Source organism: Streptomyces tendae (assembly GCF_008632955.1).
Taxonomy (GTDB): Bacteria; Actinomycetota; Actinomycetes; order Streptomycetales; family Streptomycetaceae; genus Streptomyces.
Map to the genome: position 1 here is coordinate 3,669,226 of NZ_CP043959.1, position 15,252 is coordinate 3,684,477.

Here is a 15,252-nt window from a genome sequence, read left to right on the forward strand (position 1 = left end):
ACGCACCACTGAGTCCCGGAGCCGGGGTACGGCTCCGGGACTCGGTGACACGAGGACGCGATCAGAGACCGGCGACCAGGTTGGTGACCGGGGCCGTGTTCAGGCCGGTGACACCCTCGACGGTGCCGACGGCCGTGTCGACCAGGCCGGAGACCGGGGCGATGCCGTCCAGGGCGCCGGTGAGGGTGTTCACGGCGTTGACCGACAGGCCACCGGAGACGGCGTCGAGGTCGGCGTCGGAGATCTCGGCGGTCTCGACCTGCGGGGTGGAGTTCATGGGGGAACTTCCCTTCGTATGGATGTTCACAAGGGGGAGCGGCCCCCTCTGGGACAGATGAAGCCGCGACCGCGGGCGTCGGACGCCCGTCGCCGGGAGCCCGGAACGGCCTTGCGGTGCGATGGATCAAAGCACGCCGCCGCTGCGGGCTTCCAATCGTCCGGGCGTCTCACCAGGCAACTTGCGTCCACGGGGCACCCAAGCGTGCAGACGGGGGCACGGCTCGGCGGCGACTTCTTCACATGGCCCCACGGCATCGCCCCATCCGGCCCCTTGCGCCCCCGTGGCCGGAAAGCGACACACCGGCCGCAAGGGTGCTTCCCGGATGCATGTCTCGCGCATGCACCTCGCTCCGGTGACCGGGTTGGGCATTCGGTGTGCAGATTCACCGAAGCCGGGATTCAAGTCGGCACCGGCCACCGAGCGTTCGCGGCCGGTGGCGGAAAGTGAGGTCGTGAGGGCGTTGAACGCTCCTCAACTCCCTTGCGTACCAACGGCCATCCAGGCGCCCCGACAGCCGCCCCCACGGCGGCACGACTCCGGTCCCCCCAGGAGGTCGAGAAGTTTGAGTCACAAGCGAATTCCGAAGCGCAAGGCCGCGATGGCGGTGGGCGGTGTGGTGGCCCTCGGCGCCGCCGCGATCCTGCTCCCCAGCGCCAACGCGTCACAGGACGGCGCGCCGGACGACGCCGCGGCCGCGCCGAGGACACTGAAGGCGGGCGACGCCTCGGATCTCGCCACTCGCCTCGCCGGAATGCTCGGCGACGCGTACGCCGGTGCCTACTACGACGGCGACAGCAAGCGGCTGGTCGTCAACGTGGTGCGCGGCGAGGGCGACATGGCCCTGCGGGCGAGGAGCGCGGGCGCGGCCGTCCGCGAGGTCGACAACAGCATGGCCGAACTCGACTCCGGGGCACAGACGTTGAAGTCGCAGGCGACCATCCCGGGTACGTCCTGGGCGGTCGACCCGCGCACCAACAAGATCCTCGTCACGGCGGACAGCACGGTGACCGGGAACAAGTGGGACCGGCTGGAGTCCACCGTGGAGAGCCTCGGTTCCGGCATGGCCACCATCAAGAAGTCCGCGGGCACCTTCCGGACCTTCGCCTCCGGCGGCGACGCCATCTTCGCGGGCGGCGCCCGCTGTTCGCTCGGCTTCAACGTCACCGCGGCCGACGGCACGCCCGCCTTCCTCACCGCCGGGCACTGTGCCGCCGCCGGTGACGAGTGGTCGGACCAGCAGGGCGGACAGCCGATCGCCACCGTCGACCAGGCGTTGTTCCCCGGCGCGGGCGACTTCGCGCTCGTCACCTACAACGACCCCGCCGTCGAGGCCCCGAGCGAGGTGAACGTCGGCGGGCAGATCGTCCCGATCGTCCAGGCCGCCGAGGCCGCGGTCGGCCAGCAGGTGTTCCGCATGGGCAGCACCACCGGTCTCGCCGACGGTCAGGTCCTCGGCCTGAACGCCACGGTGAACTACCCCGAGGGCACGGTCACCGGCCTCATACAGACCGACGTCTGCGCCGAACCCGGCGACAGCGGCGGCTCGATGTTCACCCAGGACGGTCTCGCCATCGGCCTCACCTCCGGCGGCAGCGGCGACTGCACGTCCGGCGGGGAGACGTTCTTCCAGCCGGTGACCACCGCCCTGGAGGCGGTCGGCGCGACCCTCGGCGCGGGGGGCGACGCGGGCGCGGGCGCCCAGGCGGGCGGCCAGGACGCGGGCGCCGGCCAGGACGCGGGCGCCGGTGACCCGGCGGGCGGTGAGCAGGACGCGGACGCGGGCGCCGGTGAGGACGCGGACGCGGGTCAGGATGCCGGTGACGGGCAGGCCGGCGAGGACGCCGACCACGATCGCGGCTCCGGCCGTCACGGACACGGCTCCGGGCCGACCTCGACGCACTGAGGCCGACGACCGGCCGGTGGCGGGGGGTCCCCGGTACCGGCCGGTCGCGCGGTCCGCACCCCCGCCCGGCGCGGCGCCGTCAGAGCACCGGTACCGACCTGAGCAGCAGTACCGCCGTGTCGTCCAGGCGGTCCGTCGTGCGAGGGCCGTGCCGGACCAGGGCGTCGGCGAGGTCGTCCGGAGGCAGGTCGCCGAGGTCGGTCAGCCGCCGGCACAGGTCGCCGAGGGCGTCCTCGAGGTCCGTGCCCGGGGATTCCACCAGGCCGTCGGTGTACAGCACCAGCAGCGAACCGGGCTCCAGCACGACCTCGGTCGACGGATAGACCGCCGCCCCGTCGATGCCGAGCAGCGGGCCGCCGGCCAGGTCCAGCACCCGGACCCGCCCGTCCGGCCTGCGCAGCAGGGGCGGCGGGTGCCCCGCACGGGACATCACGGCCCGCCTGCGCACCGGATCGAGGCGCAGGTACAGACAGCTCGCGAACAGCTCCGAACCCAGGTCCAGCAGCAGCCTGTTGGTACTCCGCATCACCTCGTCCGGCGCCTGCCCCACCGCCGTGTACGCCCGCACCGCCGTACGGACCTGGCCCATCAGCCCGGCCGCCGTCACGTTGTGCCCCTGCACGTCCCCGATCACCGCCGCCGCCGTGCCCTGCGTCGGCACCAGGTCGTAGAAGTCCCCCCCGATCTCCATGCCCCGGGTGGCCGGCAGATAGCGGGCGGCGGCCTCGATCCCCGGCAGCGACGGCAGGGTGTGCGGCAGCAGCGCCTCCTGCAGCCCGTGCGCCAGGCGGTGTTTGACGTCGTACAGCATGGCCCGTTCCAGGGCCTGCGCGATCAGCCCCGCCAGGCTGGTCAGCACCGCCCGCTCCTCCGTCGTGAAGTGGTGCGGCGCCGCGTAGGACAGCACGCATGTCCCGACCGGCCGGCCGGAGGCGATCAGCGGCAGGTACGCCCACGCCGAGAACTCGGACGGGTGGGTCTGCAGCGCCGGGTACAGCCGCTCCAGCTCCCCCCGGGTCTCGAAGAAGGCGGGCACGCCGGAGCGAAGCACCTGCCCGCCCGGGGTGGCCCGGGACAGCGGCATCCCGTCGAACCGCTCCACGACCAGCGGGTCCGCGTACCCGCGGTGCCCCAGCACCCGCAGCCGGCCGGCCCGGGAGCCGAGCACGACCAGCGCCTGGCTGCCCACCGCCGGGGCGATCTCGTCCGCGACCAGTTGCACCACGTCCTGCACGCCGACCGCCTCGGTCAGCGCACCGGCCAGGCTGAGCACCTGGGTGATGGTCACCAGCCGCTCCGGGGCCGTCCCCCGCCGGGGCGTGGCGCGGTTCATCTCCCTGACCGCGCGCGCCCTGCTGATCCGGACGCTGAGGCCGGTGGTGCTCGGGTACAGCCGGAAGGACAGCCACTCGTCGGGCGGGCGCAGCGCGACGAACGAGGTGACGTGCTGGCTGAACAGCGCCGCCCGGTACCGGTCCTCGTACACCGGGTCGTTCAGCCACGGCACCGCCGCCCACATCTGCGCCCCCACCAGGCGCTGCGACGGGACACCCAGCAGCTCGGAGGCGGCGGCGTTGGCGAAGGCGATGCGTCCGTGCAGGTCGAGCGAGCACAGGCCGTACGGCAGCCGGGACACCATCCGGGCCGCCTCCACGGTGCCGAGCGTGCCGGCCGCCCCGCCGACCACCGGCGCGGCCAGCAGGTCCGGCTCCGGCGCGAGCGGCAGGCTGTGCTCGGCGGCCCGCTCCAGCCGCACCGCCAGCCGGTCGCACGCCGCGGTGAGGTGCTCGCGTTCCCGGTCCGACAGCTCCGGCGGGTGCGAGCCCGGCCAGGTCACGAAGACCGCGCCGTACACCTTCGCCGCCGTCGCCACCGGGAGAGCGGCCAGGGAGAAGGGATAGGGGAGCACCATCGCGATCCGGGGGTAGTGGCGGGCCATCTCCTCCTCGCCGCCCACCCACACCAGCCGCCGTTCACGCACCGCGTCGGACACGGGGATCGGCGCGCTCAGCCCCACCCGCTCCCACGGCGCCGCGAAGGCACGGGGCAGTCCCGCCATCACCGCCATCTCCAGCACGGGCTGGTCGGGCGAGAGCAGGTACACCGCCCCGGAGTGGGCGTGCACCTCGTCCATCAGCGCGGCCAGCGTCAGCGACAGCAACGGACGGCCCACGGGGGCGCGCGACTGCGCGGACGCCTGTCCCTCGGACACGCCGACCACCTCCTCGCACGACCCGCACCCAATCTCCCCCGCGGGAGTGCGTCCCGCACGGCGAGCGGGACGCTCTGAGCGCGCATCTGTGCGAATACCCCGTTCCGCGGTCGTGAGCCCCCTTGTCGGCCCTGGCAGGTCTCGTCCTGAAGCGCCGGACGGGCTGACATCAGCCGGTCCCGCGCTTCAGGGTCGGGGTCCGGGGCGGAGCCCCGCGGACGTCCGGAGTGGCGTCGGCGGGGCTCCGCCCCGGGCATGCGTATCGCGAGCCGGGCGCATACCCCGCGTGAAAACCGGCGCGGCCGGCCGCGCCCCGTTCGTGCACAGGGGCTGCGCACCTGTCCCATAAGCGCTGTAATGGCCAACGTGGTGGGTGAGGGCGCTGCGGGACGCAGCACGAGAACGCTGCGCGCCGAAGGTGCCCTGACGGCGATCGCGGCGGACCCGGACTCACCCGAACGGCTGCGCAGGATCCTGGAGCAGGCACTGGTCTTCGCCGGTGCCGCGTTCGCCGGCGTCTACACCCCCGGCGAGGACGGTGAACTGCTCTGCCTGACGGAGACCGCCGGGGTGCCGAGGACCCTGTGCGGGGTGCGTGACTGTTATTCCGCCACCGGCCGCAGCCCGGTCGCCGAGGCCGCGCGCGGGCGGACCGTGTGGCTCGGCCCGAGGGACCTGGCCGCCCAGGCCCAGTCCCGGCGCACCCCCCGCCGCGACTTCCACCTGGCCGCCCTGCCGGTGCGGCACGACGACGGCTGTCTGCTCGCGGTGAGCGAGCGGCCCGGCGGTTTCGACGCCGACGAGCGGGCGTGCCTCGGCCTGGTCGCCGCCGCGGTCGCCGCCCCCGCGCCGCCCGTGCCCGCCGACGGCGCGGACCTGCCGCCGGGCGGCTTCAGCCTCGCCATGGACACCGGGCGGCTGCGGGTGCACGACGACGTCCTGGACCTGTTCGGGGTGGACCCGGACGACTTCGACGGGCGTGTGGAGACCCTGCTCGGCCTGACCGTCCCCGAGGACCTGCCCTCGCTGATGTCCGTGGTCGAGGCCGACCACATGACCATCGGCGACCGCGAACTGGAGTTCCGGGTGCTCCAGCCCGCCGGCCCGCCCAGATGGCTCCGGCTGCGCGGCCGGCTGGCCCCCGGCGGGGAGGGGCGCCCGGCCCGGCTCGTCGGCTCCGTCACCGACGCCTCCTCGCTGCGCGCCGACGTCACGGACGTGGCCCGGGTGCAGCGGCTGGCCGCCGCGCTGTCCACCGCCGTGACCGTGCGGGACGTCGGCAAGGCCGTGGTCGCCGCGCTGCGCCGCCCGCTGCGCGCCGACCGGATGGCCCTCGCCGAGCTGGAGAGCGACCGGCTCGTCGTCACCGTCCTCGACCCGCCCGAGCCTGAGGCCTGGCCCGAGGTGTGGCGGTCGGAGTGGCGCACCGAGTGGCCCGACGCGCCCGTGCGCACCATGCCCACCCTGGCCGCCGCGCTGCGCGAGGGCCGCCCCGGGATCTGGCCCGCGGGCTCCCCGCTGGAGCCCGCCCTGGCCGGGGTCGGCCCCGGCGGACTGGCGGTGCTGCCGCTGGCCGCGGGCAACCGCATGGCCGGAGCGTGCCTGGTCGGCTGGGACGCCCCGCACGACTTCGGCGCGGACGAGCGCACCCTGCTCACCGCCGCCGCCAATCTCGCCGGTCAGGCGTTGATGCGGGCCCGCGCCTTCGACGCCGAGCACGAACTGGTCGGCATGCTCCAGCGGCAGCTGCTGCCGCGCCGGCTGCCCCGGCTGCCCGGCGCGGTCGCCGTCGCCCGCTACCTGCCCAGCACCGCGGGGCTGGAACTCGGCGGCGACTGGTACGACGTCATCCCGCTGCCCGACAACCACGTCGCCCTCGTCATCGGGGACGTCCAGGGGCACAGCGCCGGCGCCGCCACCCTCATGGGGCAGATGCGCACCGCCCTGCGCGCCTACGCCGTCGAGGGCCACCCCCCGGACGTGGTGGTCTCGCGCGCCAACCGGCTCCTCGTCGACATGGAGACGGACCTGTTCGCCACCTGCTGCTACGTCGACGTCGACATGGAGGCGGGCGCCGCCTGGTGCGTCCGCGCCGGCCATCTGCCGCCGGTGCTGCGCCACCCGGACGGGCGCACCGAGATCGCCGAGGCGGAGGGCGGCCCGCCGCTAGGGGTGGTGCGGCAGTGCGACTTCCCCATGAGCCCGCTGCGGCTCCAGCCCGGCACGCTGGTCGCCCTCACCACGGACGGCCTGGTCGAGTCGCCCGACTCCGACATCGACGAGGGGCTCGAACGGTTCGCCCGTCAGGTGTCCGCCGCAGACCCGGCCCGTCTCGGGCCGGTCGCGGACGCGCTGCTCGGCAGGGCGCCGCGCAGCGACGACGTGGCGCTGCTGCTGATGCGCTACGACGGCATGGAGACCCGCCCGCTGCGGGAGAGCTGGACCGTGTGGCGGGTGCCGCAGGCGGTGGGGCACGCCCGCCGCTTCACCCGGCGCACCCTGCGCTCCTGGGGCGTGACCGACGAGATCGACGCCCCGCTGCTCGCCGTGTCCGAACTGGTCACCAACGCCCTGGTGCACACCGAGGGACAGGTCCGCCTCGATCTCTCCCTGGTCGGCGACCGGTTGCGGCTCGCCGTCGCGGACGCCTCACCCCGCTCCCCGGTGAAGCCCACCAGCATCGGCTGGGAGGCGACCGGGGGCCGCGGCATCCTGCTCGTCGAGGCCGTGTCGGCGACCTGGGGCACGCTGCCGGTCAGCGGCGGCAAGCAGGTGTGGGCGGAGTTCACCGTACGGACGTGACGGGCTGCGGGGGTCGCCGTCCGGCGGGTACCCGGTCCGCCTCACCGAGACGGGCAAGGGAAGGACACGCCATGACCCAGTACGTCCGCGACATCATGACCGCCGCGCCGGTGACCGTCGGGCCGCACACCTCCGTGGCCCAGGTCGCCCGCATCATGCGGGACCGCGACCTCGGCGCCGTCCTGGTCACCGACGACGGGCGGCTGCGGGGACTGGTCACCGACCGGGACCTCGTGGTGCGTTCGATCGCCGAGGGCGTCGACCCGGAGGAGACCACCGTGGCCGGCGCCTGCAGCGACGACCTGGTGACCGTGGGGCCCGACGACGAGCTGGACCTCGCGGTGCGGCTGATGCGGGAACACGCCGTGCGCCGCGTCCCGGTGGTCGAGGGCCGGCACCCGGTCGGCGTCGTGTCGCTGGGGGACGTCGCCATGGAGCGCGACCCCCGGTCGGCCCTCGGCGACATCAGTGTGGCCAGGCCGCACACGTAAGGAGCCGTTGTCGTAGAGGAGGTGAACGGATGTGTGAATGTGGGGTTTGGGCGCCGCGGGGTCGGGGACCCGGCCGGCCGGTGACCGCAGAAGGAAGATGATGTGACGTGATCACGGAGAGCATGGACAAGCCCCGGACCCGTCGTCCGGAGACCGGCTGGGCGCGAGCACGGCGCCTGCGCGGCCAGGAGCCGCTGCGGACCTGCCTGCCCGCCGTCGACCGGAACACCACGACGGCCGCCCCGGTCACCTGGGCCGAGGAGAACATCGTCCGCGGCGAGGACTGACCGGGCGGGTCCGGGGTCCGGACCCGCCCGGCCGACGGCCGTCGTGCCGCCCGGTTCCAGGGACCCCGCCGCCACCACCGGGCCCGCATCCACCGGGGTGCGCGGCCCGGCGGCCTGTGCGCGGACTCCGCGCCTCCGCCGCCACCGACCCCTAGGCTGCCCACCGTGCGTCTGCTCCTGATGTCCGACACCCACCTGCCGAAACGCGCCAGGCAACTGCCCGAGCCGCTGCTGGAGGAGATTCCCCGCGCCGACGTCGTCGTGCACGCGGGGGACTGGGTCGACACCGACACCCTCGACCTGCTGGAGAGCCGCAGCCGCCGGCTCCTCGCCGTGTACGGGAACAACGACGGGCCCGCGCTGCGGGCCCGGCTGCCCGAGGTCGCCCGCGCGGAACTCGGCGGGCTGCGCCTCGGGGTGGTCCACGAGACCGGCGCCGCGCAGGGGCGGGAGCAGCGGTGCGCCGCACGCTTCCCCGATCTCGACGTCCTGGTGTTCGGACACAGCCACATCCCGTGGGACACCACGGCGCCCACGGGACTTCGACTGCTGAATCCGGGGTCTCCGACGGATCGCCGCCGGCAGCCCCACTGCACCTACATGACCGCCGCGATCACCGGGGGCCGGCTGTCCGAGGTGGACCTCCACCGGCTGCCGCCGCGCTGACGGTCCGGGCCGTCCCGCCTGGGTGGAAACGGCCCGGGCGCTACGAGTAGATGCGACTCTTCCACGGACCTCCTTCCAACCATCGGAGGTGATACGGGGCGACTACCCCTGCCCGCGGACCTCACACACCCCCGACGGCATTCCTCCGGGCGTGCCTGCGCCGGCGTATCCGCAGTACGGAGACGGCCACCGCCACGGCCGCCGTCACCACCGCGGCGGCGCGGGCGGCGACCGGCAGCCCGGCCGTGCGCAGCGGTCCAGCGGCTCCTGCGACCCGCGCGCCGGCCGCTCCGGTGCCGTGGCGGCGGCGGACTTCGCCTCGTCGGCCGCCTGCCCGCGAGCTGCGTCCCCGGGCGTGTCCTCCCGGCCGGCCGCCGGCTCGGTCAGCCGCTCCGCGAGACACGCGGCGAACCGGCCGATGATCCGCTCGCCCACCTCCGCCAGCACACCCCGCCCGAACTGGGCCGGCCGTCCGGTCACCGTCGATCGGTGTGCACGGTCACCACCGTGAGCCCGTCCCGTTCGCTCAGGGTGCCGGTCACCGTGGCGCGGGCCGTGCTCTGCCCCCGGGCGTCCCGGCCGCCGGCGACCAGCACCAGACGGCGCGCCTCCTCGTCCCGTTCCTCGAAGACGGCGGTGCCTTGGACGTCACGGTGACCGGGCCCACCTTGACCCGCACCGAACCGGTCACGGTGTTGTCGTCGTACGCCTCCACGCTCGCCCCGGGCAGGCACGGCGCGACCCGTTCGACGTCGAGGAAGGCCCTCCAGGCGTCGTCGACCGGGACGGGCACGGTGAACTCGTGACGCAGTTCCATGGCTTCCTCCTGTCAGCGGGCTGAACCGGCGGACGGCCGGGGCGGATGGACCGCGCCCCGGGTCGTGGTGAGCGGGGCGCCCGAACCGCCCCAGCGCAGGGCGACGATCTCGGCGGCCACCGACACGGCGACCTCCTCCGGCGTACGGGCGCCGAGATCGAGGCCCACCGGGGAACGCAGCCGGGCCAGCTCCCGCTCGGTGAACCCGGCCTCCTTCAGGCGGCCGGCGCGGTCCTCGTGCGTACGGCGGCTGCCCATCGCGCCGATGTAGGCGGCCGGCCGGCGCAGCGCCTCGGTGAGCAGCGGCACGTCGAACTTGGGGTCGTGGGTGAGCACGCAGATCACCGTGCGCTCGTCGGTGTCCGTGCCGGCGAGGTACCGGTGCGGCCACGCGACGACCACCTCCACGTCCGCGGGGAAGCGCCGGGGCGTGGCGAACACCGGGCGGGCGTCGCACACGGTGACCCGGTAGCCGAGGAAGGCACCGATGCGGGCCACGGCCGCCGCGTAGTCGATCGCGCCGAACACCAGCATGCGCGGCGGCGGCGCGAAGCTCTGCAGGAACACCTCCACCGTGTCCTCGCGGCGCTGCCCTTGCGGCCCGTAGTGCCGCAACCCGGTGGCACCGAGGGCGAGTTCACCGCGCGCGTCCGCGGTGACCGCCACGTCAAGACCGGGCGTGCCGAGACCGCCGGCGACCCGGTCCGGCCACACGGCGAGGGTGGCCCCGCGCCGCGCGGGACCCCCGGTGACCGTGGCCACCGTCACCGGTTCCGCCGCGGCCACCGACGCGGCGACGTCACCGAACGCCGGGTCCAGTTCCGGCGTGACCGGACGCACCAGCAGGGTGAGCTCGCCACCGCAGGTCAGCCCGACCGCGAAGGCGTCCTCGTCGCTGTAGCCGAAGGTCTCGAGCCGCGCCTCGCCCTCGGCGACCACCTCCCGCGCCAGCTCGAAGACGGCGCCCTCCACACAGCCGCCGGAAACGCTGCCCACCACCTCGTCGTCGGGGCCGACGGCCATCGCCGCACCCGGGTCGCGCGGCGCGCTGCGGCTCACCTCGACCACCGTGGCCAGACCGAACGGCGCTCCGGCCGCGTACCAGCGGCCGAGCACCGGGAGTACGTCACGCACCATCCGCTCCTTCCACGGGCACCCCCTCCACCGGGAGGCCTCCGCGCACCACCCGCGCCAGCCGCTCCAGCGCGGCGAGGCTGTGCCCCTCGACGAACCCGTCCACGCTCGGCAGCGCCGCCGCCATCCCGGCCGCCAGGGGCGCGTACCCGGGCCGCGCCTTGAGCGGATTGGCCCAGATCACGCGGTGCGCGAGCCGGTGCAAGCGTCGCATCTCCTCGGCGAGCAGCTCCGGATCGCCACGCTCCCACCCGTCCGACAGCAGCACCACGACCGCGCCCCGGGCGGTGCCGCGCCGCCCCAGCGGTCCAGGAACCCCTTCAGCAGCTCCCCGAGCCGGGTCCCGCCGCGCCAGTCGGGCACCGCCGACGCCACGGCCGCCATCGCCGTGTCCGGATCCCGGTGCGCCCTCGCGCGGGTGACCCGGGTGAGGCGGGTGCCCACGGTGAACACCTCGGTGTGCCGGTCGCGTGCCGCCGCGTGCGCGAACCGCAGCAGCGCGTCCGCGTACGGCGCCATCGACCCGCTGACGTCCACGAGGAGCACCACCCGGCGGGGCCGCTCCGCCCGCACGCGGTGCAGCGGCCGCACCGGCTCGCCGCCGCGCGGCATGGCCCGCACCGTGCGGCGGGGATCGGCCTCCCCGCGCCGGGCCGGCCGCCGCCGGGCGGTGCGCCGCACCGGGCCGCGCAGCGTGAACGCGGCCAGCAACCACCGCACCTGCTCCCGATCGGCCGGACTCAGGTACGCCACGTCACGGTGGCGCAGCACGTCGGTGGAGGCGGCCCACGACGGCAGCCGCGGCGCCCGCTCCACGGGGGTGCCGGGCCCGCCGGTCGGGGTCGCCGCGTTCCGCAGGACCGGGCGCGGACGCGGCGGCGCCGGGACCGGGCCGGGCGCGGACGGACCTCCGGTGCCGAACCACGCCGCGAAGTCCCGGTCGTGGCGGGCCAGGTCGTCCGGGCCGCGGCGCAGGGTCAGCCGCCCCGCCCAGCCGCGCCCACGGCCGCAGCGTCTCCACAGCCCGCAGGTACGCTCGCACCCGCTCCCCGCTGACGTCCGCGCCGGCCGCGCGCAGCCGCCGGGCGAACCCGAGGAGCAGGGCGGCCGGGTCCGGCACGTCACCGGCCGCCACGCCGCTCGGGGACGGGGCACCGTGCACACCGGTCACCCCCGCCGCCCCGCCAGCACGGCCGCCAATAATCCGTTGTGCCGCCCGTCCCCGTCTGGTCCACTGATCCGGAACCGCAGTCGGGAACCGAGGAGCAGCAGTGCGAGGAACGTTCATGTCCCCCCAGGAAGGAACACCCCTCTCTCCGAAGGACATGACGCTTCGTGCACGTGCTCAATCTGGGAATCCTCGCCCATGTCGACGCCGGTAAGACCAGCCTGACCGAACGGCTGCTGCACACCGCCGGCGTGATCGACGAGGTGGGCAGCGTCGACGACGGCAGCACCACCACCGACACCCTCGCGCTGGAGCGCCGGCGCGGCATCACCATCAAGTCGGCCGTCGTCTCGTTCCCGCTCGACGACGTCACCGTCAACCTGCTGGACACCCCCGGCCACCCGGACTTCGTCGCCGAGGTGGAGCGGGTGCTCGGCGTGCTGGACGGCGCCGTGCTGGTGCTCTCCGCCGTCGAGGGCGTCCAGGCACGGACCAGGGTGCTGATGCGCATCCTACGCAGGCTGTCCCTGCCCACCCTGATCTTCGTCAACAAGATCGACCGGCGCGGGGCGCGCGAGGCGGAGCTGCTCCGCGAGATGGCGGCGCGCCTGACCCCCTCGCTCGCGCCCATGGGCACCACCGAAGGGCTCGGCACCCCGCAGGCCCGCTTCGTCCCCGGCGTCCAGCCGGCCGCCCTCGACGCGCTCACCGAGCACGACGACGGCCTGCTCGCCGCCTACCTGGACGGCACGCTCACCGGGGACCTGCTGCGGGACGCCCTCGTCACGCAGACCCGGCAGGCCCTCGTCCACCCGGTCCACTTCGGCTCCGCCGCCACCGGCGCGGGTGTCGACGCGCTGCTTACCGGCGTCCGGGAACTGCTGCCCCCGGCGAGCGGCGACCCCGAAGGGCCGGTCTCCGGGACGGTGTTCAAGGTCGAGCGGGGACCCGCGGGGGAGAAGATCGCCTACGCGCGCCTGTTCTCCGGGACGCTCCGCGCCCGTGACCGCGTCCCGTTCGGCGCCGGGGACACCACGGAGGGCCGGGTCACCGGGGTCAGCGTCTTCGACCGCGGCACCGACACCCGCGCGGACGCCGTGGAGGCGGGCAGGATCGCCCGGCTGTGGGGCCTGACGGACGTCCGCGTCGGCGACGCGATCGGCGAACCCGCCAGGGAGTACGGGCACTTCTTCGCACCGCCCACCCTGGAGACCGTCGTGGTGCCCGGGGACGGCGTCGACCCGGGCCGGCTGCACCTCGCGCTCGCCCAGCTCGCCGAACAGGACCCGCTGATCGGGCTGCGCCACGACGAACGGCGGCGCGAGACCTCCGTGTCGCTCTACGGCGAGGTGCAGAAGGAGATCGTCCAGGCCACCCTCGCCGAGGAGTACGGGCTCGACGTCACCTTCCGCGGCACCACCCCGCTGTGTGTGGAGCGGCTCGCCGGGTCGGGGGCGGCCGCCGAGTTCATCAAGCAGGACGGCAACCCCTTCATCGCCACGGTCGGGCTGCGGGTCGACCCCGCGTCGCCCGGCTCCGGCACGGACTTCCGGCTGGAGGTCGAGCTGGGCGCCATGCCGTACGCCTTCTTCAAGGCGGTGGAGGACACCGTGCGGGCCACGCTCGGGCAGGGGCCGCACGGCTGGCAGGTCACCGACTGCGCGGTCACCATGACGCACTGCGGGTACTGGCCCCGCCAGAGTCACGCCCACCAGCGCTTCGACAAGAGCATGTCGAGCACCGGCGCGGACTTCCGCGGGCTCACCCCGCTGGTGCTGATGGACGCGCTGCGGCGGGCCGGCACCGTGGTGCACGAGCCCGTGCACCGCTTTCGGATCGAGGCCCCGGCGGACACCCTGGGCGCCCTGCTGCCGGTGCTCGGCGGACTGGGCGCCGTGCCGCGGAGCACCGGCACCCGGGGCGCACTCGGCGTCCTGGACGGCACGGTGCCGGCGGCCCGGGTGCGGGAGCTGGAGCAGCGGCTGCCGGGGCTGACGCGGGGCGAGGGCGAGCTGGAGACCCGGTTCGGGCATTACGCGCCCGTCAGGCACGGCCCGGTGCCGCACCGCCCGCGCACCGACCACAACCCGCTGAACCGCAGGGAGTACTTGCTCAACGTGGTGCGGCGGGTGGGTGGTTGAGGTGCGCCGCCCACCCGCCGCCCCGGCCGGTTCAGCCGCCCGAGGGGGCGGTCCAGCCCTCGCGCACATGGCCGAGCCGGACCCGCTGCGGGTGGTCGCCGACGGGGACCGACACGGTCTTCTCGCCGGTCGCGAAGTCGATCGCGGTGACCCGGTCGGCCCCGCTCTCGGAGACCACGCAGGACTCGCCGTCACCGCTCACGGTCGCCCAGTACGGCTTGGAGACCGGGACGAGCGGCCCGTGCTCGAAGGTGTCGCGGTCGACCACCGTCGCGTAGTCGTCCATCGTGCCCGCCACGCACAGCTTCGCGCCGTCGGGCTTCATGGTGATGCCGTGGTGGCGCGAGTCGTTGACCCAGGTGGTGCGGTCCTCGCTGGTCGCCGGGTTCTTCGGCAGGGTCTTGACGCGGGTGATCCGGTCGGCCGCCACGTCGTACTCGAAGAAGCCGTTGAAGAACGACACCTGGAAGTACAGCTTCGACTCGTCGGGGGAGAAGGCCGCCGGGCGGACGGCGTCGGAGTGGTCCTTGAACCCGGCCGCGTTCAGCCGGTCCCGCATGTCGATGACCTTGACCTGCTGGAACGTCCGCGCGTCGGCGACCGTGATCTTGCGGTCGCCCTTCGTCCAGTCCAGCCAGGGGGCGTCCAGGTCGGTGTTCACCTCGCCGATGGACATGTTCCAGATGTAGCGGCCGTCGCTGCTGAAGACGTTCTCGTGCGGCTTGTCGCCCGTCTTGAACGAGCCGACCTGCTCGCCGGTCGTGATGTCGAGGACGTGCACCGTGTTGGACGTCGAGGCCGAGACGGCGACCCGGGTGCCGTCGGGCGACACGGCCATGTGGTCGGCCCGGTAACCGGACACGGCGAAACGCCAGTTGACCTTTCCGGTGGCCAGGTCGAGCGAGACGACGTCGGCGAAGCTGGGCCGGGAGACCACCACAGCGGTGCCGTCCGGGGTGGAGTACATGTCGTCGACGAACTGGTCGTGCCCCTCACCGACGCTGTTACGGATGGCCATGAAGTAGATCCAGCGGATCGGGTTGGCGTTGATCTCCGCCATCCGCTGCGCCTTGTCGGGGACCACGTCGATCCGGCCGATCCGGCCGAAGTCACCGCCCGACTCGATGACGTCGGCGGTGCCGTCCCAGTTGTTGCCCACGAACAGCACCTCCCGCAGGTCGGCGGAGGGCGCCTGGCCGGCGGCGCTCGCGACGCCGGCGGGGGCGGTGACGGTCAGGGCGAGAGCGGCGGCGAGGGTGCACAGGTGTCTGCTGCGGATCGGCATGGCGGGGTCTCCTCTTCGGGTGGGGGCACCATGAGTGGGACATGCCAATTGCGGGAGGGGAATCTG

At 74.5% G+C, this 15,252-nt stretch carries 12 protein-coding genes and 1 pseudogene; 6 read left to right on the top strand and 7 right to left on the bottom strand.

The features are described 5' to 3' along the window. Positions 1 to 61: 61 nt before the first annotated feature. On the bottom strand, positions 62 to 277 hold the full coding sequence (locus tag F3L20_RS16775; protein WP_145824643.1) for a type A2 lantipeptide: 216 nt from the start codon (positions 275 to 277) through the stop codon (positions 62 to 64). Between the two features lie 565 nt (positions 278 to 842). On the opposite strand from F3L20_RS16775, the gene F3L20_RS16780 reads away from it, so the two are divergent. Continuing rightward, positions 843 to 2,183, top strand: a complete 1,341-nt coding sequence (locus tag F3L20_RS16780; protein ID WP_150155083.1) for a S1 family peptidase — start codon at positions 843 to 845, stop codon at positions 2,181 to 2,183. A 79-nt stretch (positions 2,184 to 2,262) separates the two neighbouring features. On the opposite strand, the gene F3L20_RS16785 is transcribed toward F3L20_RS16780, so the two are convergent. Then, complete coding sequence (locus F3L20_RS16785; RefSeq protein ID WP_150155084.1) at positions 2,263 to 4,395, bottom strand: SpoIIE family protein phosphatase; 2,133 nt, start codon at positions 4,393 to 4,395, stop codon at positions 2,263 to 2,265. Between the two features lie 357 nt (positions 4,396 to 4,752). On the opposite strand from F3L20_RS16785, the gene F3L20_RS16790 reads away from it, so the two are divergent. From F3L20_RS16790 to F3L20_RS16810, 4 genes are all read left to right on the top strand, one after another. After that, complete coding sequence (locus F3L20_RS16790; RefSeq protein ID WP_150155085.1) at positions 4,753 to 7,197, top strand: SpoIIE family protein phosphatase; 2,445 nt, start codon at positions 4,753 to 4,755, stop codon at positions 7,195 to 7,197. Positions 7,198 to 7,268: 71 nt separating this feature from the next. Beyond that, positions 7,269 to 7,688: a CBS domain-containing protein gene (locus F3L20_RS16795; protein WP_145824639.1), complete on the top strand. Its 420-nt coding sequence runs from the start codon at positions 7,269 to 7,271 to the stop codon at positions 7,686 to 7,688. Positions 7,689 to 7,795: 107 nt separating this feature from the next. Continuing rightward, positions 7,796 to 7,975, top strand: coding sequence for a hypothetical protein (locus F3L20_RS16800; RefSeq protein ID WP_024883425.1), 180 nt, complete (start codon positions 7,796 to 7,798; stop codon positions 7,973 to 7,975). Positions 7,976 to 8,140: 165 nt separating this feature from the next. After that, a complete protein-coding gene (locus F3L20_RS16810; RefSeq protein ID WP_150155087.1) occupies positions 8,141 to 8,641 on the top strand; it encodes a metallophosphoesterase family protein in 501 nt (166 codons plus the stop codon). Between the two features lie 121 nt (positions 8,642 to 8,762). On the opposite strand, the pseudogene F3L20_RS35655 reads toward F3L20_RS16810, so the two are convergent. From F3L20_RS35655 to F3L20_RS35290, 4 genes and pseudogenes are all read right to left on the bottom strand, one after another. Continuing rightward, a pseudogene (locus F3L20_RS35655) lies at positions 8,763 to 9,458 on the bottom strand (SRPBCC family protein). Positions 9,459 to 9,470: 12 nt separating this feature from the next. After that, positions 9,471 to 10,592 (bottom strand): XdhC family protein, encoded by a 1,122-nt coding sequence (locus F3L20_RS16820; RefSeq protein ID WP_150157371.1) that lies wholly within the window; start codon positions 10,590 to 10,592, stop codon positions 9,471 to 9,473. Then, entirely contained in the window at positions 10,585 to 10,863 is a 279-nt protein-coding gene (locus F3L20_RS35285) for a VWA domain-containing protein (RefSeq protein WP_346768013.1), read from the bottom strand. The genes F3L20_RS16820 and F3L20_RS35285 overlap by 8 nt, the downstream gene beginning before the upstream one ends. Further along, positions 10,773 to 11,408: a VWA domain-containing protein gene (locus tag F3L20_RS35290; protein ID WP_276615849.1), complete on the bottom strand. Its 636-nt coding sequence runs from the start codon at positions 11,406 to 11,408 to the stop codon at positions 10,773 to 10,775. The genes F3L20_RS35285 and F3L20_RS35290 overlap by 91 nt, the downstream gene beginning before the upstream one ends. A gap of 519 nt (positions 11,409 to 11,927) precedes the next feature. On the opposite strand from F3L20_RS35290, the gene F3L20_RS16830 reads away from it, so the two are divergent. Continuing rightward, a complete protein-coding gene (locus F3L20_RS16830; RefSeq protein ID WP_150155088.1) occupies positions 11,928 to 13,901 on the top strand; it encodes an elongation factor G in 1,974 nt (657 codons plus the stop codon). Between the two features lie 31 nt (positions 13,902 to 13,932). On the opposite strand, the gene F3L20_RS16835 is transcribed toward F3L20_RS16830, so the two are convergent. After that, positions 13,933 to 15,186 (bottom strand): YncE family protein, encoded by a 1,254-nt coding sequence (locus tag F3L20_RS16835; RefSeq protein WP_150155089.1) that lies wholly within the window; start codon positions 15,184 to 15,186, stop codon positions 13,933 to 13,935. Between the last annotated feature and the right edge of the window lie 66 nt (positions 15,187 to 15,252).

Coding starts and splice junctions, on each gene's coding strand:
- F3L20_RS16795 (WP_145824639.1), top strand. CDS start 7,269: ATGACCCAGTACGTCCGCGACATCATGACCGCCGCGCCGGTGACCGTC.
- F3L20_RS16835 (WP_150155089.1), bottom strand. CDS start 15,186: ATGCCGATCCGCAGCAGACACCTGTGCACCCTCGCCGCCGCTCTCGCC.
- F3L20_RS16790 (WP_150155085.1), top strand. CDS start 4,753: ATGGCCAACGTGGTGGGTGAGGGCGCTGCGGGACGCAGCACGAGAACG.
- F3L20_RS16775 (WP_145824643.1), bottom strand. CDS start 277: ATGAACTCCACCCCGCAGGTCGAGACCGCCGAGATCTCCGACGCCGAC.